Origin of the sequence: Rhizobium acaciae (assembly GCF_025941625.1) — a bacterium.
Classification (GTDB): Bacteria; Pseudomonadota; Alphaproteobacteria; order Rhizobiales; family Rhizobiaceae; genus Rhizobium; species Rhizobium acaciae.
Genome location: NZ_JAPCZO010000024.1, coordinates 97,690 through 116,808, shown reverse-complemented (window position 1 = coordinate 116,808; position 19,119 = coordinate 97,690). Strand labels below are relative to the sequence as shown.

Annotated in this window: 14 protein-coding genes; 3 read left to right on the top strand and 11 right to left on the bottom strand. The window is 58.4% G+C overall.

Annotated elements, in window-relative coordinates:
- Positions 1 to 3,316, bottom strand: a 3,316-nt coding sequence (locus OLZ32_RS30790; protein ID WP_264399195.1) for a N,N-dimethylformamidase beta subunit family domain-containing protein, incomplete at its 3' end; no start/stop codon positions are given.
- A gap of 620 nt (positions 3,317 to 3,936) precedes the next feature.
- On the opposite strand from OLZ32_RS30790, the gene OLZ32_RS30785 reads away from it, so the two are divergent.
- Together OLZ32_RS30785 and OLZ32_RS30780 are read left to right on the top strand one after the other, a co-directional pair.
- A complete protein-coding gene (locus tag OLZ32_RS30785) occupies positions 3,937 to 5,250 on the top strand; it encodes a polysaccharide biosynthesis/export family protein (protein ID WP_264399194.1) in 1,314 nt (437 codons plus the stop codon).
- Between the two features lie 247 nt (positions 5,251 to 5,497).
- Entirely contained in the window at positions 5,498 to 7,006 is a 1,509-nt protein-coding gene (locus OLZ32_RS30780) for an O-antigen translocase (protein WP_017992379.1), read from the top strand.
- Between the two features lie 45 nt (positions 7,007 to 7,051).
- Here the strand turns inward: OLZ32_RS30780 and OLZ32_RS30775 are convergent, their stop codons facing one another.
- Genes OLZ32_RS30775 through OLZ32_RS30745 form a run of 7 tightly spaced genes read right to left on the bottom strand, consistent with a single transcriptional unit; the run spans position 7,052 to position 12,906 of the window.
- Complete coding sequence (locus OLZ32_RS30775; protein ID WP_264399193.1) at positions 7,052 to 7,366, bottom strand: hypothetical protein; 315 nt, start codon at positions 7,364 to 7,366, stop codon at positions 7,052 to 7,054.
- Between the two features lie 8 nt (positions 7,367 to 7,374).
- Entirely contained in the window at positions 7,375 to 8,589 is a 1,215-nt protein-coding gene (locus OLZ32_RS30770; protein ID WP_264399192.1) for a DegT/DnrJ/EryC1/StrS family aminotransferase, read from the bottom strand.
- On the bottom strand, positions 8,586 to 9,560 hold the full coding sequence (locus tag OLZ32_RS30765) for an NAD-dependent epimerase/dehydratase family protein (RefSeq protein ID WP_003549401.1): 975 nt from the start codon (positions 9,558 to 9,560) through the stop codon (positions 8,586 to 8,588). Before OLZ32_RS30765 ends, OLZ32_RS30770 begins: the two co-directional genes overlap by 4 nt.
- A complete protein-coding gene (locus OLZ32_RS30760) occupies positions 9,557 to 10,276 on the bottom strand; it encodes an acyltransferase (RefSeq protein WP_003549402.1) in 720 nt (239 codons plus the stop codon). Before OLZ32_RS30760 ends, OLZ32_RS30765 begins: the two co-directional genes overlap by 4 nt.
- On the bottom strand, positions 10,266 to 11,369 hold the full coding sequence (locus tag OLZ32_RS30755) for a DegT/DnrJ/EryC1/StrS family aminotransferase (RefSeq protein WP_003549403.1): 1,104 nt from the start codon (positions 11,367 to 11,369) through the stop codon (positions 10,266 to 10,268). The genes OLZ32_RS30760 and OLZ32_RS30755 overlap by 11 nt, the downstream gene beginning before the upstream one ends.
- On the bottom strand, positions 11,366 to 12,403 hold the full coding sequence (locus OLZ32_RS30750) for a Gfo/Idh/MocA family protein (protein ID WP_003549404.1): 1,038 nt from the start codon (positions 12,401 to 12,403) through the stop codon (positions 11,366 to 11,368). The genes OLZ32_RS30755 and OLZ32_RS30750 overlap by 4 nt, the downstream gene beginning before the upstream one ends.
- Positions 12,403 to 12,906, bottom strand: a complete 504-nt coding sequence (locus OLZ32_RS30745; protein WP_264399191.1) for an acyltransferase — start codon at positions 12,904 to 12,906, stop codon at positions 12,403 to 12,405. Before OLZ32_RS30745 ends, OLZ32_RS30750 begins: the two co-directional genes overlap by 1 nt.
- A gap of 552 nt (positions 12,907 to 13,458) precedes the next feature.
- Between OLZ32_RS30745 and OLZ32_RS30740 the strand changes: the two genes are divergently transcribed.
- Positions 13,459 to 14,235: a response regulator transcription factor gene (locus OLZ32_RS30740; RefSeq protein WP_003549406.1), complete on the top strand. Its 777-nt coding sequence runs from the start codon at positions 13,459 to 13,461 to the stop codon at positions 14,233 to 14,235.
- A gap of 448 nt (positions 14,236 to 14,683) precedes the next feature.
- Here OLZ32_RS30740 and OLZ32_RS30735 read toward each other — a convergent pair whose 3' ends face one another.
- From OLZ32_RS30735 to OLZ32_RS30725, 3 genes are read right to left on the bottom strand one after another with little or no spacing between them, the layout of a single operon-like run.
- The gene (locus tag OLZ32_RS30735; protein ID WP_264399190.1) at positions 14,684 to 16,525 is read right to left on the bottom strand and encodes a glycosyltransferase family protein; all 1,842 of its coding nucleotides are present in this window, start codon (positions 16,523 to 16,525) and stop codon (positions 14,684 to 14,686) included.
- Between the two features lie 4 nt (positions 16,526 to 16,529).
- A complete protein-coding gene (locus tag OLZ32_RS30730; protein WP_264399189.1) occupies positions 16,530 to 17,573 on the bottom strand; it encodes a UDP-glucuronic acid decarboxylase family protein in 1,044 nt (347 codons plus the stop codon).
- 45 nt (positions 17,574 to 17,618) lie between these two features.
- On the bottom strand, positions 17,619 to 19,112 hold the full coding sequence (locus tag OLZ32_RS30725) for a sugar transferase (protein WP_003549409.1): 1,494 nt from the start codon (positions 19,110 to 19,112) through the stop codon (positions 17,619 to 17,621).
- Positions 19,113 to 19,119 lie beyond the last annotated feature (7 nt).

Genomic DNA, 19,119 nt, shown 5'->3' with positions numbered 1-19,119 from the left:
GATTGAACATCACATCGACCCAGTAATTCGTCTGATCGAAGGTGGCCGTAGGGTACAGGCTGTTGCTGCCGTATCTGTATACGCCATTACCGCTGGCTGGTGCCGTCAGCGGCCCACTCGTCACATTGGAGACAAAGTAGTTGGTGGTGGTCGAGTAACGACCGGCATTCGTATGGTACGACGCCGTGTAGGTCTGCCCGACCGTCAATGCCACAGGACTGGAGAAATACGCGGTCTGCCAGCCGCTGGCGGTTTCGTTCGTGAAGGTGAGGGTCGCGAGCTGCGTACCAGTGCTCGACCACAGCGAACCGGTATGGGTACCCGTATCCTGGCTGCCTTTGTAAAAGCGGATGCCGGTGACTGTCCCTGCCGCAGAGGTCTGGAAGCGGACTCCGAGCTCGACGGCGGACGCATCATTTGTGTTGACGACGGCTGGCGTCGCCGCGCCGAAGAGGGACGTATAACTCGGTCCGCCGACGGTGACCGTGCGTCCGGCCGAGGGCGTTTCGAGGTTGATGTTATCGTCAACGGCGCGGGACCGGATCGTGTAGCTGCCGGCGACCTGCGGCGACCAGGTATAAGTCCAGTTCTCATCGCCTGTCGCCGGATGCCAGCTCGCCCCGTTGTCGGTGGAAACTTCGACGCCGGCGATGACCCCGCCGCCCGTGTCGGCAGCGGTGCCTGTAATCGTCACGGTGGATCCAACGGCCACCGTCGCGGGTACGGTGATGACGGAGGTCGGTGCAACAAGGTCCGTGGAACTGGTTGTGGCGACGAGTCCGGATTGCAGTGTTCCCGGCTGAATGCCCATGTCGGCAAGCAGATTGACCATCGCCTGCTGCACGCGGGGATCGGTCGGGGTCGCCTCCTTGTCATGATTGTCGCTCAAGCCCCATGTCCAGTAGACGGTACCGGCGCCGAACACCAGCGCGCCGCTCGGCGCACGATAGAGCGTCAGATTGTGGGTCGAGATCGCATTTCCGGTCGTGTTTCCGTAGTCGAGCAAGTAGGTGCTGACCGGAAGCGTCGTCGACGACAGCTTGACAAGGCCAGCCGGATCGAAGCCGTTATCGACCGCTTCGTCCCATTCGTAACCAAGATAGTTCTTGGTGAGCGTTGCCGTCTGGCCAGGCTGAAGATTGGCAACGCTCGTATTGCGCCAGAAGCGCAGGTTGGCATCGTCATATCCGACCGTGATCGCGGCGAGATTGCTGCCGACATCGTCGACCTTGAACAACTGTCCGGTCAGTGAGTTTTCCGGGTTTCCACCGCCGACTGCGGGTGGGCTGAGGCGCGGATCACGGAATGTGCCTGTCCATTCATTGGAAGGGTCGATGCTCGCGGTGGGCGACCATGTCTCCTTGTAGGAGATCAGAGTGCGATAAGGCGTACCGTCGGCGCTATAGGCATTGCCCCAACGAGTGCGCCAATAGACCTCGTTACCGCTCCAGAACATCAGGTTGACGCCCGCATCGCGCGCGGCTTCGACATTGGTCCGCTGCTGTCCGGACCAATACTCATCGTGCCCGGCATCAATATAGGTCTTGTGATTGAGCAACAGGCTGCCATAGCGGTCGACGTCCACACCCGACAGGTAGGAGACGTCATAGCCGTTCTGTTCCAGCCAGTAGATACCCGCATATTCGGCGCCGAACAGGTAATCCTGCGGACCCGCAAAAGTGCCAACCCCGCCGCGGGTCGCAATCGGTCTGTTGTAGCTGACCGCATAGGCGCGACCCGCACCCTGCCCCGTCGCCGGACCGTTGCCGCCATAGAAGTTTGCGCCACCCCAACCGTTGTAAGCTTGCCAGGTCTGGTCTGCCGTCTGGAAGACGATGTCGCTTTGGCTGTCGTCGTCGCGCACGATGAACGGGATGTGATTTTCGCCGGAAGTGCCATCCTGACGCACGAGCTTGGCGATATAGACGCCCGATACGGCATCATCAGGTGCGGTCCACGAGGCTGACACGGCCCAATTACCGGCATCCACCGTGCCGGTCGAGGCGTTGCGCAACGGATTTGGCTGACTCTGCAATCCGGTATGCTGAATGGTGTCGACCTTGCGGGCGCCCATGCCGCCATAATAGCCGAGGCGGTAGATATCGATCCGGTAGTTGGTGGAATTCGTATTGATCTTGAAGCTGATCGTCTTGCCATTGTCGACGCTGATGTCGGTCGCAAATCCCTCGATGTTGGAGCTGCCGGCACCGTCGATGCCCCACTCGCTCTCCGGGTTACCCTGCTTCTGGTTTTCCAGCACGATCAGGTTGCTGGCCGCAGCCGCGGCCGCCAGATTTTGCGTCGTCAACGACCGCTGCGTTGAAGGTGGCGTCGTCACCGAGCCGGAAAGGATGCCGATGCCCTTGGATGTGGCGGTGCCTATTCCGGTCTCTCCGCCGCCTGGCAACGATCCGTTCAAGATCGTCGAATCCGTCCATGTTGCGGTCCCGCGCCAGCCCGAGAGAGGGGACAGGGTCCGATCGAGAAGCGGATCGCTGATCGAGGCGCCGATGGCCCGCTTGATCGTCGATACAAAGTCCGGGCCCTCGGTCAGTCTGGTGCCCGGCAATTGGCCGTCCTGTTGAAGCATGGCGCCGCCATGGGCCCAATCGAGAAGCCGCGTGGGGGAGGTAAAGTAGCCGCATCCGCACACACCAAAGGGCATGCCAAACGCCAGCGAGTTAACTCCATCATGCTGCGCGGTCGCCTGCGCTGACGGGTTCGATTCGAGAATGACGACGTTGCCCGAGTGAGCACGCTCGCCCGTCACCGCGGCAGAACCTTGTGCCGAAACTATCGGTGCAGGGCTTTGCGACAGATACGGAGCCAAAGGATCGTCGCCTATGAGGCTCATTCCAGCGTAGGTGCGGTAAAGGGACGATTGAGCCCCGAATGCAACTCCGTGCGCGTCCCGCTCGAAACCTGCCAAACCAGGCGTGTGGGCGAACAACCGAGACGCGGCAGTGTCCCCGCTTCGACCCCCTGTCTCGCGATTTGCTGCGAAAGCGTCGGGCAGGGCAGGCAAGGGCGGCGCTGGGTGGTTGCTATCGGCCCGACCATCTGCGTCGCCGATCACGCCCGCTCTCTGTCCAACATAATGCTCATTGAGCGCCGCCTTGTTGTAGGGATTGTCGACAAGCGTACCATCATGTTTGTGTCCATCCGCCGTTTGCACGGATGTCGCAAGTTGAGCACTATCCTCGCGCTTATCGGCAGGCTTGCGAGGCCTTCCCTTTCCCCCGACGGTCAACCATCGGGGAACCAACGAATCCAGCAGGAGTGAGCGTGATGTCCACCGGCGAGCGTTGCGATACATGGCAGGCCCCTCTCTCGCGAGATTATCGGGATCGAATCTACGGGGATCGTTTGCTACGAAGCCCTGAATGATAGCTCAAAAATAAGCGAGTAGGTCCTACGCCTTTCGCTCTACAGGCGGCATCCTTTGGGCAAGCGGCCGTGTTGGCATGGACGACGTGATGGGCGAGACACGCAAGGTGTTCGTTTCGAGGCCTTTTTTGCACCGACTGTTAAGGCGACCCCGCCGGTCAATATCATCGTCTTGCTAAATCAACGATCCAAACACGTCGGCTCTGCCGCGAGGGATCGCTGTCCCTCGCGGCTAAAGCGCGTCGCGCTTTAGAACTTTGTTTTTACATGCTCTGGCGCGCCTCTTCCTGCGCGCATGACCTCCTGGTTTCCCGAGCCGATGCCTCTGTACCGCGCCGAAGGTATATGTTCCTACTCGGTTTGGGCTAAGCCCCCTCACCCACCTCATCAATAGTGATAAGGCGAAGCAAACAACCGCCACCTTCCTCAAGGCTTCGCCAGATTGCACACTGGCATTGCGGCTTCGGACCTCGCGCCCGACGCTCGCGTAGCGCCTAAGGCATTGAACCGATGTCCGTTTAAGGACGCTTTTGCAGGCTGGACATGTAAATGAAGCTATCGTATCGCGTTCTCAACGTGTTCTTTCCGGCGACGCTTGTCATCAGTACACTCGTCTTTCTTGCCGGAACTGTGCCGCCGGCTCTCGCCGATGACACTGCTTTCACTCCGCAAACGAAAATCCGTCTGACGATTGTCCAATGGATGCAGTCCAAAGGCCAGTATGAACGATGGGATGCGCTTGGCGGCGAATATACCGTCTCGGATGAAGGCGCTGTCTTTTTGCCCTTTCTTGGATCCGTTTCCGTCGGCAATCGCGATAACACCAGCCTTACGAACGAGATTGCCAAGCGTCTGCAAGAAAAAATCGGATTGGTTCAGCCACCCGCGGTCACCATCGAAATTCTCGAATACCCGCCAATCTATGTCGTCGGAGACGTAACCACGCCTGGGCAGTACAAATTCCGCTCAGGACTTACCGTCCTGCAATCCCTGGCAATGAGCGGCGGCCCGTTCCGCGCCACAAGTCTGCAGCAATCGCAGACGATCAAACTCGCAGGCGAACTGCGGGAAATCGACCACTCCCTGCTGCGCAGCACTGCCAAATTAGCACGGCTCCAAGCAGAGATGACCGGGGCAAAGGAGATAACGTTCGATCGGATGCTCGGCGTCGATCAGCAATACGCCACGGGAATATACAACGAGGAACGGGTCATTTTTCAGGCTCGCGCAAATGCGCTGGACAGGCAGTCGAAGGCGCTCACCGAATTGCGTGATCTTTTGAACAGTGAAGTCGGCATGCTGGGCGAGAAGGTGCAGGGCTCGGAGGACAATATCAAATCGATCGAGGACCAGCTGACCAGCGTCAAAACGCTGGTTTCGAAAGGCCTCACCGTTTCGTCGCGTCAATTGGATCTGGAACGGTTGCTCACCACCTACCGCTCCGATCGGCTCGACCTTGTCACCGCCATCATGCGGGGCCGTCAGGCGATCAGTGAGACAACGCGAAATCTTGAGGGGCTTTATGATACGAGGCGAAGCGAAGTCGCTTCCGAATTGCAGTCGGAACAGGCAAGTCTCGACCAGCTCAAATTGAAGCGCGAGATGACGCAAAAACTGCTTCTCGATGACCTCGCGGCAGGGGGAAGCTCGAATATCAGCGGCGAGGCGCTCCCGCTGACCTTTACCGTGAGCCGGCGAAACGAAGGGCAAGTCAGGCAGTTCCAGGCCTCCGAAACAACGGCGCTGATACCGGGTGATGTGGTGAGGGTCGGCCGAACCCGCATTGCGGATGGCGTGTCTCAGACCGCCCCTGCCGACCTGCCGCGTGAAACCGAGACACACGCCAGTCAGGCAAGCCAGTGACCCGCGAAAAGCATGTACTGCAAACGAACTCGCAGCAGACGATTGAGCAGCGCCGAGGCGCTCAGACTACCAGCGCGCGAGAAATCGCTCTTGATGCAGGCTGGCGTGAACCCGACCAGATCTTGAAGTTCGCTTCCTTCCCCAACAGGACTGCCTGTACCGCGTATCTCCGAAGCAGCGTTGTGCAACATGCCCGCGAAAGTGTGCCGGGGATCCTGCCCCACGGGATGGCGGCTAGGGATAATTGATGACTTTGCGTATGATCCCAGCCAGTGGGCAGACGTATACCCAGATCCTAAAGTCGACGATGCTGATGGGCGGTTCCTCGCTCGTGAACGTCGCTCTGAGCATCATTCGCAATAAGGCCCTTGCCGTTCTGGTTGGGCCAGAAGGCGTGGGGCTCATGGGCCTCTACCAGTCAATCGTCGATATCGCGCAAACGGCCGCTGGTCTGGGACTGGGCGGCAGCGGGGTGCGCCAGGTCGCCGAGGCTGCCGGTACCGGCGACGAAGCGAGGATCGCACAGTCGGCGAAAGCGCTGAGACGCATATCGATGATACTCGGCCTGCTTGGCGCGCTCCTTCTTGCGGCGCTGGCATTTCCGGTCTCGGATTTCACCTTCGGCGACTACCAGCACGCCGGTGGCATCGCGCTGCTCTCGCTCGCTGTATTTTTCCGGATAGTGTCGTCCGGGCAGACGGCGTTGATCCAGGGCTTACGTGGCATCGCAAATCTTGCCCGCATCAATGTGCTTGTAGGTTTTTTCGGCACGGTGATCACCGTCCCGCTGATTTACCTGTTCGGCGCGCAGGCGATCGCACCCTCGGTCGTAGCGATTGCGGCCGTCACAACACTCTCCAGCTGGTGGTACAGCAGACGGATAGGCGAACACTCACCGCGAATGTCGGCTCGCCAATTTGGTCAAGAGTGGGCACCTCTGCTGAGATTCGGCGCCGTGTTCATGGCGAGCGGACTTCTGACCTTCGGCGCGGCCTATGCCATCCGCATCATCGTATTGAAGGACGGGGGCGTGATGGCCGCAGGATTGTATCAGGCGGCCTGGGGGTTGGGCGGCCTCTATGCCGGCTTCATTTTGCAGGCGATGGGAACGGACTTCTATCCGCGCCTGACCACGACTGCGGACAACCATGCCGAATGCAACCGCCTGGTCAATGAGCAGATGGAAATCAGCATCCTTCTTGCCGGTCCCGGTCTGCTCGCGACGTTGACGCTGGCGCCGCTCATGATGAGCCTATTCTATTCTTCGGAGTTTCATGGGGCAGTGGATCTCTTGCGCTGGATCTGCCTTGGCATGATGCTCAGGATCATCGCGTGGCCGATGGGTTTCATCATCTTGGCGAAGCGTGCACAAACAATTTTTTTCTGGACGGAGGTGGCGGCCACGCTCGTGCATGTAGGGCTGGCCTGGCACTTCGTATCGAAGTTCGGTACGCCAGGGGCCGGCATGGCGTTTTTCGGCCTCTACGTCTGGCATAGCATCCTCATTTACGTGATCGTGCGGCGGCTTACCGGCTTCCGCGGATCCGCAGCCAACCGCAGGCACGTGCTGCTTTTCCTGCCTGCATCGGTGTTGGTATTCTCGGCATTTTGGGTCTTGCCGCTGTGGCCGGCGATAGGGATCGGCGCCTTGGCCGTAGCTCTGACGGGGATCTACTCGCTGCGCATGCTGATCCAGCTTCTTCCGCCCGAGGTGATGCCCGCAGTGATCAGAGGATGGATCGCGAAATTCGCATAGAGCCTTTCCCGGTCAGCTTGAAGCATTCTGCGGGAGCAGGTTTCGTCAGGGCAAAGGCGATTGGCGACGGGCATACCCCTTGGTACGTCCGAGCCGATCGCCTTTGCCCTGGCGGAAGGATGCCCGGCCCACCGGCCGCATTGCTTCGCCATGCGAAGCAATGCGGCCGGTGATTCTAGAGTCTTGCAGATTTGCTGGGCAAATCTGCGGGGGATGGCTGAAACGGGCCGCCTGATCGACCGGCCGACTCCGTTTGAGCCAACAGCATGCTTCAATTTGATCAGGAAAGGCTCCAACAAAAATGCGCATCGAGGCGATGCGCATCAGGCCCTGCGGCACAACGAAGATCGCATCACGCAATCAGGAAATCACACAAGAGCGATGTCCCGATCGTGCTGTACGGCGGCGGGTATGCTGGCGGCTTCAGCCAATGAGCTTCGAAGTGCTTCAACAACCCTGACGATGTCGAGATCCATCATCTGAGCATAAAGCGGCAGAACTATCGTTTGCCGTTGCGCTGCCACGCCTCGCTTCAGACTTGTGGCAGCGCGATGAGAACTCTGGTCGGAATAGGCACCTTCCAGATGGATATTCATCACGCCGCGCCGGGTCGAGATCCCTTGATCGAGCAATGCCTGCATGACCGCCCGCTGGTCGACGGCATCGGGTAGTCTCACGCAAAAGCTCTGCCAGTTGCTGCGAGCCCAATGCGGCTCGACCGGTGAGATCCCAGGGATCGTAGACAGGCGTTCGCAATATTGCTCAGCAAGCCGCCTCCGCTGCGCAATCAGCCCCGGCAGCCGCCGCAACTGTTCCCTTCCGACGGCAGCCTGAAGGTCGGTCATACGGTAGTTGTAGCCCAATTCGTCATAGTCTTCGAAAATCACCTGTTTCGAGCCGTGGCGAACAGCATCGGTAACGCTCATGCCATGCTGACGCCACAGCCGGAATTTTCGATCATATTCGGGATTGGCGGTGGTCAGCATGCCACCATCACCTGTCGTGACGACCTTCCGGGGATGGAAGGAGAAACAGGCAATGTCGCCATGCGGCTTGCCGATCTTTTCCCAACGCCCGTCCCACAGGATTTCGCTTCCCGTCGCGCATGCCGCATCTTCGATAACCGGGATCTGATGGCGCTTGCCGAGCTCCACGATCGAGCGGAGATCGCAGGGCATGCCAAGCTGATGCACACATAGGATTGCCTTGGTGCGAGGCGTGATGGCCGCTTCGATCAGGCTGGGGTCGATATTGTAACCATCTGCCTCGATATCGACGAAGACAGGCACCGCATTGCAGTATCGAACAGCGTTCGCGGTGGCGATGAACGAATGGCTAACCGTGATGACTTCATCGCCGGCACCGACATCGACCGCCATCAAGGCGAGATGCAGTGCGGTCGTGCAGTTTGAAACGGCGCAGGCATGTGCAGCGCCGACAAAGGCTGCGAATTCGCCCTCGAAGGCCGCGACTTCCGGTCCCTGCGTCACCCATCCTGACAGGATAACGCGGCGCGCGGCCTCGGCCTCCTCTTCTCCGAGGACGGGTTTGGCGACCGGAATTATTGATAGAGACGGGCTCATGCAGCTTGCCCTCCTGCCGCATCGGTCTTCATCTTCCACCAGGCGACAAGGTCGCGAAGCCCTTGTTCCATCGATATTTCCGCCTTGAAGCCCAGAAGCTTCTCGGCCTTGCTGATATCGGCAAGACGACGGGTTACGCCGTTTACCGCGCGGGCTTCTTTGTGCTGCGGTTCGAGTGAGACCCCCATGATGCTGCTCAGCATCTGCGCGAGTTCCAGGAGGCTTATTTCCCTGCCGCTCGCGACGTTGAACACTTCATCCGTGACATCGCTCTTCGCAGCGAGCAGGTTTGCCCGAGCGATGTCACGTGCATCGACGAAGTCCATCGTCTGGCTGCCGTCTCCATAGATGAGGGGTGGCATTCCGGTCGCCAGACGCTCCATCCAGCGGATCAGCACCTCGGTATAGGCGCCGTAAACGTCCATTCGCGGCCCGTATACGTTGAAATAGCGCAGCGCCACATAGCGCAGGCCGTACATCTCCGCAAAACTGCGAAGCAGCCCCTCGTTAAACGTCTTGGCCGCGCCGTAGATCGTCCTGTTATTATAGGGATGATGCGCTTCGGTGGTCGGAAAGCTTTCGGCCAAACCCAGCACAGAGGCAGAAGAGGCAGCTACGACCTTCGACACGCCTGCCTTTACGGCCGCTTCGAGCACATTGAACGTGCCTTCTGCCAGCACATCGAATGCAAGCCGTGGGTCTTCCGCGCACTGCGTGATGCGGATGGCCGCCTGATGAAAGACGATGTCCACGCCCTCGAAGGTTTTCGCCAACAACGCTCGATCACGAATATCTCCCTCGATGATGTTGACGGACCCACCGGCTATTGCCGTGCTGAGATTGTCCCGGCGTCCACGCACGAAGTTATCGAGGATGATAATCTCACGCGGCTTCTCCAATGCGACGAGATCGGCGATATGCGACCCGATCAAGCCGGCCCCGCCGGTAATGAGTACCCGTTGATTTCTCACGATCTTCCTCCATGCGATATATCCAGCACAGGATCGGCTTCCATGCGCCAGCGTATGAACTTCGCCGGCACACCCGCCACCACTGAAAACGGTTCGACATCGGAAACAACAACTGCGCCCGCTCCGACGATCGCCCCCTTTCCGATGCTCACGCCGGGAAGAATTGTTGCGTTCGTTCCAATATCGGCCCATGCGCCAATGCGGACCGGCTTGATTTCGAGATCCGTGCGAATGATCGGCACATCCACCGGCAGTGCGGTGTGGGTCGACCCAAGCACCTTGGCGCCCGGGCCCCAGCCGACACAATCCTCGATAACCAGGTCGCGTGCGTCGAAATAAGCCATCGGGCCGATCCAGACATTGTCGCCGATCACGCAAGTGCCGTCGAAGCGGCCCTGGATATAGGCCTGAGCGCCGATGAACACGCCATTGCCGATTTCAAACGTTTCCGGATGTTTGAAACCGGCGCCGCCCGCAACCTGCAGTCCCGTGCCGCAGCTCCGCGCGATCGCTTGCCAGATGGCTTTCCGCATCAGAGTGTCGACGACACCGTCGCCTGTGGCGAAACGACCATAGAGGTCTATCAGGCCAGCGCGCCCGTATGATTGCCTTAGCTCTTCGACCAACCCAGCTTGGTAGCCAGGATCTGCCGGCCTTTCATGGCGACCATGGACCGCCTGCACCAGTCGAGCCTCGCCGGCGCGGTTAACTGACATAGGCGTACTCCAGCGCGGCGGCCACCTGGTCGACGTGTCGTACAGGCATCTCTGGATAGATCGGCAGCGAGAGGACCTCGCGTGCCGCGGCTTCCGAGACCGGGAAATCCCCGGCCTGGTAACCAAGGTCGGCATGGGCTTTCTGCAGATGAACAGGGATGGGATAATGGAGCCCGGACGGAATGCCTTCCGCGCTGAGCAGGCGTTGAAGCCCATCGCGATCATGGCTTCTTATGGCATAGACATGATAGACGTGACGCCGGTCGGCTGCTTCGACAGGGGTCGTCAAAACCGTCGATCCGGCAAGCAGCGAAGAGTAGCGGCGCGCATGCGTGCGACGCGCCTCGCTCCAGGCTTCAAGGTGCCGGAGCTTGACACGCAGGATCGCGCCTTGAATGGCGTCCATGCGATAGTTAAAGCCCTTCAGCAGATGGTGATAGCGCTGCTCCTGACCCCAGTCTCGCAGCATGCGCATCGTCTTGGCCTGATCATCGTCATTGGTAACGACCATACCCCCCTCGCCGCAGGCGCCGAGGTTTTTGCCCGGATAGAAGCTGAAGCAGCCGGATAGGCCGATACTGCCGGCGCGGTGGCCTTTGTATTGCGCGCCATGGGCCTGGCAGGCGTCTTCGATGACGGGTATCCCGTGGCGCTCGGCAATTGCCTTGATCGCGTCCATATCGGCCATTTGACCGTAGAGATGGACGGGAACAATGGCCTTGGTGCGGGGAGTAATCTTTGCCTCGACCTCAGTCGGATCCATCGTGAGTGTCACGGGCTCAACATCGACGAACACGGGTCGTGCGCCCGTGTAGCAGATCGCCGACACGGTTGCGACGAACGTGAATGGCACGGTAATGACCTCATCGCCGGGACCAACGCCTGCCGCAAGGAGCGCAAGATGCAAGGCACTCGTTCCGGTGTTGACGGCTATCGCATGCTTGACGTTGCAATAGTCTGCGAATTCCTGCTCGAAATGCGCGACCTCGTCGCCCAATACGTACTGCCCCGAGGCGAGGACGCCGAGCACGGCGGCGTCGATCTCACCCTTGATTGATTGATATTGTGCCTTAATGTCCAGGAACGGGATCATGCGATGCGCCTTGCCTCTTCGAGCTCGATGATGCGACCGCGCTGGGCTAACGACCGGCTTGCTGCTTCCAGAATGCGAACGACGCGCAGGCCGGCATGGCCGTCCGTAATGGGCCGCGAATTCTGCTCGATGCACTCGACGAACTGATCCAGTTCGCGTTTCAGTGCTTCGGTCATATCGAGCTTGGGCGCCCACATGTCGCCGCTGCGGTAGCCGACCATCATTTGATGCACTTTCTCGCCATAAGCCTGAGAATTGGGGTTCAGCGTGATGCCCTTGTCGTAGACCTTGATTTTTTCGCTGGGCTCCAAATCGTCGTAGACGACCATCTTGTTGCTGCCACCGATCAGCGTGCGGCGCACCTTGACCGGCGCCAGCCAATTGACGTGGATATGTGCGATGAGCTTGCTTTCGAAGAAGAGCGTCAGATAGGCGATGTTTTCCGGCTCGCCGAGTACATGGCTCATGCCTGTCGCTGAAACAGCCACCGGCCTTTCCTGCACAACATGGTCCAGGATGGAGAGATCATGCACCGCGAGGTCCCAGATGACGCTGACATCATGCTGAAAGAGCCCCAAATTGACCCGAACCGAGTCATAATAATACATGTCGCCCAAGCCGTTCTCGACCAGTTCGCGCATCTTGCGGACGGCGCCGGTGTGGACGAAGGTGTGATCCACCGCCAGCACGAGGCGTCGGCGTGTGGCCTCTTCGACCATCCGCGAGGCTTCCTCCGTCGTCGATGCCATCGGCTTTTCGACGAAGACATGCTTTCCGGCCATCATAGCCTGCATTGCGAGCTTGAAATGGGTAAAGACCGGCGTCGCGATAGCGATGGCATCCACTCTTGGATCACGCAGCACCTCCTCGAAATCATCGGTGATCGTCACTGCGGGGTAGCGGCTTTTGACAGCCGCCAACCGGTCAACATTGAGATCACAGACAGAAACGAGGTGCGCTCCGGCTGCCTCCGAGATGTTGCGAACCAGATTCGGCCCCCAATATCCATACCCAACAACAGCGATGCCGATCATTACATTCCCTCCAACGCGTGCATGTCGACTGGCCCGTCATTGACGCGACCGATCATCCTGGCCGGAACGCCAGCGACAATGGCGCCATCGGGCACGTCCTTTGTTACAACCGCTCCGGCGCCCACCTGCGCAGCTTCTCCGATCGTGATGCCAGGCAGAATGGTGGCGTTGCTGCCGATCGACGCATGGCGCTTGACGAGGGTCGGGACGACAATCCAGTCGGCCTCCGTCTGAAGGCTGCTATCCGGATTGACGGCGCGCGGGTATATGTCATTCGTGAACATGACCCCATGGCCTATGAAAACGCCGTCTTCCAGCGTCACGCCCTCACAGAGGAAGGAATGGCTGGAGATCTTGCAGCTTTTTCCGACTAGGACGTTTTTCTGAATCTCAACGAAGGTGCCGATGCGCGTTCCCGCACCGATCGTACAGCCATAAAGATTGACGAGGTCCGGATGGTGGATAATGGTGCCGTCATCCAGCTTGACGTTTGATGCAATCATCCCTGCAAAACTCCTGACACTTGAACAGGTCCAGACTTTCAGTTGAAACCAACAATCGCTTGATTGCGCCCAAGGTTTCACACCGACAGGACTAATATTTTTCTACATCCCAAAGAGAATTGTTTTCCGCATCTGAGTAAAGAAACAAAACGTTTAAGGTTATTCACCTAAAGGCGTATCTACTTATGATGACTTACGCCCATGTTCATACATCGACCAACGTTGGTGGCGGGCTCACCTACCGCATCCGTTGCCGGTCCTACGCCGGAGACTGCGATTGTTTCCATGCATTTAGTGGTCCGTCGCAAACCACTGTGCAACGACGAAGTTTATCCTGAAACATATCTAGTAACTCTCAAGACTACTTCAGATTTATCTTTCTATTTCTGACTTGCAATGGAAGTTGCACGCTACTTAGCCTATATTAGCTACTGTAACGCTCCGCGAATTGTGGTATTCGATTCCTACTTTAGAGTTTACTAAACCCCCGTATTGAGAGGGGTTGGTACTCGGGCCGTAGTTGAGCGTAACGTGTTAGGGGAGGGTGAAGCTGTGAATTCAGCACTTATACCGAATTTGGACCTCAGGCAGGAGAACGTAGCTCTTCCCCTCAGGATAGATAATCCGAACACGTCTGCCGTGCCGGGAAGACACACGCATTCTCTTGTCATTCTCGATAATCGTGAGCTCGATCGTCAATGCCTGGCGCAATGCATGGCTGCCCAAAAAGCGGATTTGCAGATTTTGGCTTTTGGATCAATTGAGGAGTGGAAGCAGAAGCGCGACGAATATCCTCCGCTTTCGGCAATCCTCTTGAACGTCGGCGGCAAAAAGATCGATGAACCGGCCGTTTCGGAGCAAATCCGGAAGCTTTCGTCGGAATTCGCATCGACGCCACTCATCGTATTGGCCGATAGCGACGATTTCGGTCAAATCGTTAGGGCACTTGAGTACGGAGCCAAAGGGTTCATACCCGCCTCAGTCAGCGTCAATGTCTGTATGGAGCTGATCGCGCTGTCGGTGGCAGGAGGAATTTTTGTGCCTGCAAGCGCCCTGTTCGCCATGCGTCACTTGCTGGACTCGAGCAATTCGACCGCACGCCCGCTATCCGGCATATTCACGGATCGTCAGGTCGAAGTCGTGGAGGCGCTCCGGCGCGGAAAGGCAAACAAAATTATCGCTTATGAGCTCAACCTGCGAGAAAGCACCGTAAAGGTGCATGTTCGCAATATTATGAAAAAGGTCAAAGCGACGAACCGAACGGAAGTCGTGTTCAAGCTCAACGATCTTTTTCTTTCGGGCAGTTCCGCGGCAAGCAGCCTGTGCTGATGCGGTCGCCCGATCAGATCTTGCATCGCATCACGAGCGCATTCTCGCGCTAAACATCCTCGGTGGCTGCGCGCCAAATGCACCACCGAGTCCGCGATCGCATCTTCAGCCTCACCTGGGAAGTTTGTCATGTACGCCTCTCCAGGTGAGGCTGTCTGCATGTGCGATTTTCCCACAGCTAGAGCCTTTCCGAGTTAGATTGAAGCATTCTGCCGGAGCAGGTTTTCGTCAGGGCAGAGGCGATTGGCGACGGGCATACCCCTTGGTACGTCCGAGCCGATCGCCTCTGCCCTGGCGAAGAGATGCCCGGCCCTTCGGGTTGGCTGAAACGGGCCGGCTGATCGACCGGCCGGCTTGGCCGTAGAGCTTGGCTACGACGCGCGCCGGCCGGTCGACCATCCGACTCCGTTTGAGCCAACAGAATGCTTCAATCTAACCCGGAAAGGCTCTAATTGCCGGTGCCCATAGGAAGCCTGGAAAGCGCCGTTCGGATCCTGCGCAACGGGCCTCTCTGCGAATGGGGGACCAGACCGCGCGCAAGGTGCCAGAAATATCGGAACTCAGGCAGCGGCGGTACATTGGGTCTCAGGCCATTCAGGCGCAGTCTGACCATCAGACCATCGACGCCTGAATATAGTCGCAAACGCCAACCAGCATCACGTTTGAAATGTAGAAATGTTACTTTCTCGCCGGCGCCGCTTCCGCCGACGGGAGCGTGACGAAGAACATTTGCAAGATCTGGCTGCTGACAGCGCTCAAGAATATCGGAGAACCATGCAAGCCACTCGGAATCGCTCCGATCGGGAATCTGGTGAATACTTTTTTGATCACTGCCATACCGTCCCGAGACGACCCCATCGCCTGAGCGACCGAGCTGCGCGATGACGAGGCGCGCGCGCCTGAATTCGTCGTGGGATAGAGATGGATAGAAATCTTGCAGCCTCCGCGCCCGCTCAAACTGGCCTCTGCAGATCAAAGCGAGAAGGAAGTACGCCCACTCGACCGGATCCGGGTTGAGTGCCCCATATTCGGTCATGGTCACCTTGACCAGGTCCACCAGAAGGTCATAGGCGCGATCGGCGTCGCCCTCGTGCAATGCACAGACGGCAAGGCGGAATTTGGCTTCGGGCAGGTAGGATACATAGTCCAGGCAGTGCGCATAGCACTGCTTGGCTTCCTCCACCCTGCCCTGCTCGAGAAGCCGGTCGCCCTGCTTCAGCAAAGCGCGATCGCTCGCCTCCCCCACGATATGGACGCTCTCTTGCTTAGAGATCCGCTGGACCTTTGTAAGATCGCCGAAGGGGCCGGACTGGATGATCTTTTCGCCGAACTGCAGGCCCTTGTTCAGCATGAACCACTGATATATTTGCGGCCTGTGGCTCAGTGTATGACACGCATGGATCAAACTGTAACCGGCTGTCGTGATACGCCGTATCTCGTCGGGATGGGCAAAAAGGTAATCTAGTCGCTCGACCACGTTGTGGCCGTCAACAAAGACACAGTTCTCCATGTCGACAAAGCCGGCTGCCTCCACTGCTGCCGTGCGTTCGGTCACGAGACAGGCATCTGCCCCGGGAATCTCGAAGTGCTTGCGTACGACCTCGCCGCCCATAGTGCCGCATGTGGGGACGATGAGGCTCGCGTTGAGCGCGCGCGCATAAGCCTCTCCAGACAGGAACTGGGAAGCTAGCTTGCTCTCATAGGCGTGTTGCGGCGAGACCAGGCAGGGGTAACGGTCTCGGATCATCGGAAAGACCGTCTGTCGCCAGGGATAAAGGCCATAGGCCTGACCTGTGAGCATGGCCGGGATGACCTTTTGCTGGCCATAGTCGTGGTAGACTTCGGGATCGATGAAATTTGGCCAGACGAACAGATTCTCCTTCACCGCCGGCATATATTCCGGAGTCATCGTTGCGATCGCGAAATATGTCTCGATGCCCCACTGCTCCATATCGGAAAGGAAGCCCGCGCGTCGATCGCACCATGCGTCGGCGTTATGAAGGCCAAGCTTCGGAACGGCGACATGGGTATTGGTGTTGGTGATTTTTATCCGACGCGACCCATGCGACCGATAACCGCTTTCAAACAGCGTCAGATCCGGCTCGTACCTGTCGCATATCTCTGCATAGTCGCAGTCGCGGTTAATGACGACGACATCGAAATGTGTTGCGAGGCATTTGACCTGCTGCTGCATGTGCAGCAGCAGGTAACCGGCCGCGTTCGCATTGGGCTGATGGTCCCATTGAAAAAAAACGAGCCGCGGTTTTCGATCATTAACGTTGCTACTCATGTCCCTATCGAATGGCTTCAGGAGTAGTGAGCTCGACGTTCGCGGACGCCAGATGCGGATAGGCCGCTTGCGAGGACTTGGCGCTGGGCCAGTTCCTTGCGCCGCCGGAAAGCTTCCACTCGAAATAAGCGATCGTTCTCTCAAGCCCCTCACGAAGGTTCACCTTCGGCTGCCAGCCCAGTTGTTGCGTTGCGCGGCTGATATCGGGCTTGCGCTGTGTCGGATCGTCAACTGGCAGATCCTTGAAGACGATGCCGGACTTCGATCCGGTCATTTCGACCACCATTTCTGCCAATTCACGGACCTGGAATTCTCCGGGGTTGCCGAGATTGATGGGGCCCGTGACCCCAGCGGGCGCGCCCATCAGACGGATAAAGCCGTCGATCAGGTCGTCTACATAGCAGAACGATCGTGTTTGCCTGCCGTTGCCAAAGATCGTGATCGGCTCGTTTCGAAGCGCCTGAACGATGAAATTGGAGACAACACGGCCGTCATTGGTCTGCATGCGCGGACCGTAGGTATTGAAGATCCGCGCCACCCGGATTTCCACGCCATATTGACGATGATAGTCGAAGAACAGCGTCTCGGCGCACCGCTTGCCTTCGTCATAGCATGCCCGCGGTCCTATGGGATTGACGCTGCCTCGATACTCCTCGGGTTGAGGGTGGACTGCCGGATCGCCATAAACTTCGCTTGTGGATGCCTGGAAGATCTTCGCCTTGGTGCGTTTTGCCAAGCCGAGCATATTGATGGCCCCGTGCACATTGGTCTTCACGGTCTGCACGGGGTCGTGCTGATAGTGGACCGGGGATGCTGGACAGGCGAGGTTGTAGATTTCGTCGACCTCCACATAGAGTGGGAAGGTAATGTCATGGCGGAGCACCTCGAAGCGAGGATCGTCAAGAAGATGCAGCACATTGTCGCGCGAACCGGTGTAGTAATTGTCCACGCAGAGGACGTCATTGCCCTCTCGCAAGAGCCTTTCGCACAGGAATGATCCCAGAAACCCGGTGCCGCCGGTTACCATAATTCGCTTTTGTCCGTGCATTGGTATGCTCCGTTGTTGATGGTTGCCTCGCGGAAGCAAGGATTGTCAGTAGGCTCCCCTGCGCTTGAAGACCGCAGGGATTGTGCTGAGAAGAATTTGGCAGTCGAACCACAGAGACCGGTTGTCGATGTAGAACTCGTCGAGTTGCTGCTGCAGTTCGATATCCGCATTGCTTCGTTCGGATATCTGCCAGAGGCCCGTCAGCCCCGGTGTTACCGAACGCCGCTTGTCACGAAATTCGCTATCCATCGCTGAGAGGTGATATTCTGGAAACGGGCGCGGTCCGACGATGGCCATCTGCCCCGCAATGATGTTTGCCAATTGCGGCAGCTCGTCGATGCTCGAAGAGCGCAGCATATGTCCTATAACCGGAAGGACGCGCGGATCGTCCTTGAGCTTGAAGTGGCTCAACCACTCGGCGCGCATGTTAGGGTCATCTCGGAAGACTGCTTCAAGGCGCTGCTCTGCATCCTGATACATCGTCCTCAATTTCAGGACGTGCACCGGCTTACCGGACCGCCCCTCCCTGGTGTGCCGGAAGAACACCGGGCCCGGATCGATGGCATAGATTGCGGCCGCTGCAAACGCGATGAATGGGGCGACGACGATCGATGCAGGGATGGCGATTGCGAGATCGAGGATCCGGCGAACCAGGTCCGAGTTCACTGAACTCCCACTGTTGGTAAGGCGAATACCGATTTCTCCGCCGACATCCGCAGGTCGCAATCCGCTTACCTTGAGGCTCGGTGTGTCGGACAGCAAAATGACTTCGGCGAACTTCCGACGCATCGCCGCCAAATCGAGTGCAAGCGCGCCGGTGTCACCCGCAATCACGGCAATGGATGGCCCGCCGTCGGTCAATGCCTCCAAACTATCGGGGGAAATGGCCTCCGGCCTGATGCCATACTGCCAGTGGTTCTTGAAATGGGCCACGAGAGCGGGAGTAAGGTTGCACCCCCCTATGACAACCGCGCGCTCTCCCCAGACTCCAAGTTTCCAGCACAGGCCCCGTGCAAGCCAATGCACAAATGGCTGAGCAATCAGCCCGAGAGCGAGGAACCCAATGACGGCAAGCAGCAGTCGTTCCCCCTCGGGCAGGACAATTGCTCCAAACGCCGCCAGGACAGCCACCTTGACGGCAGCTACAGTGCGCCGCCGCAGATGTTCGTGGTCATGCAACCGATATCCAGGATAGAGGCCGGCCGACGCGTAAAGAATAATCGCGGCGAGTGCTGCGATCGTGAACGTACGCTCCGCCAGCGTGCCCTCCAAACCACTGGGGAAAAAGGACACGACAACAAAATAGGCAACCAAATAGCTTGCAATGTCGCCGGAGACCAGCAAGGACGAGGTTGCAAGCCGAGAAAGCCGACGCCGTAGTGCGGCGGGCATATTCAGCCCCGCCCGGTCAAAGGGATCGGCGGTCTTAGCTGCTATGGGCGGCACGGAACCTGCCGCAATCGCCCGCGACGTCATGTCATTTGAAGTGGCCGCCTTCGACGGACCCGGTGTCATTGCTGGCGACGCAAATAGGGACATGATGACT

Excerpts from the sequence above, each read along its gene's own strand:
- OLZ32_RS30760 (WP_003549402.1), bottom strand. The coding sequence starts at position 10,276 with ATGTCAGTTAACCGCGCCGGCGAGGCTCGACTGGTGCAGGCGGTCCAT.
- OLZ32_RS30785 (WP_264399194.1), top strand. The coding sequence starts at position 3,937 with ATGAAGCTATCGTATCGCGTTCTCAACGTGTTCTTTCCGGCGACGCTT.
- OLZ32_RS30755 (WP_003549403.1), bottom strand. The coding sequence starts at position 11,369 with ATGATCCCGTTCCTGGACATTAAGGCACAATATCAATCAATCAAGGGT.
- OLZ32_RS30780 (WP_017992379.1), top strand. The coding sequence starts at position 5,498 with ATGACTTTGCGTATGATCCCAGCCAGTGGGCAGACGTATACCCAGATC.
- OLZ32_RS30735 (WP_264399190.1), bottom strand. The coding sequence starts at position 16,525 with ATGAGTAGCAACGTTAATGATCGAAAACCGCGGCTCGTTTTTTTTCAA.
- OLZ32_RS30745 (WP_264399191.1), bottom strand. The coding sequence starts at position 12,906 with ATGATTGCATCAAACGTCAAGCTGGATGACGGCACCATTATCCACCAT.
- OLZ32_RS30725 (WP_003549409.1), bottom strand. The coding sequence starts at position 19,112 with ATGTCCCTATTTGCGTCGCCAGCAATGACACCGGGTCCGTCGAAGGCG.
- OLZ32_RS30750 (WP_003549404.1), bottom strand. The coding sequence starts at position 12,403 with ATGATCGGCATCGCTGTTGTTGGGTATGGATATTGGGGGCCGAATCTG.
- OLZ32_RS30730 (WP_264399189.1), bottom strand. The coding sequence starts at position 17,573 with ATGCACGGACAAAAGCGAATTATGGTAACCGGCGGCACCGGGTTTCTG.
- OLZ32_RS30770 (WP_264399192.1), bottom strand. The coding sequence starts at position 8,589 with ATGAGCCCGTCTCTATCAATAATTCCGGTCGCCAAACCCGTCCTCGGA.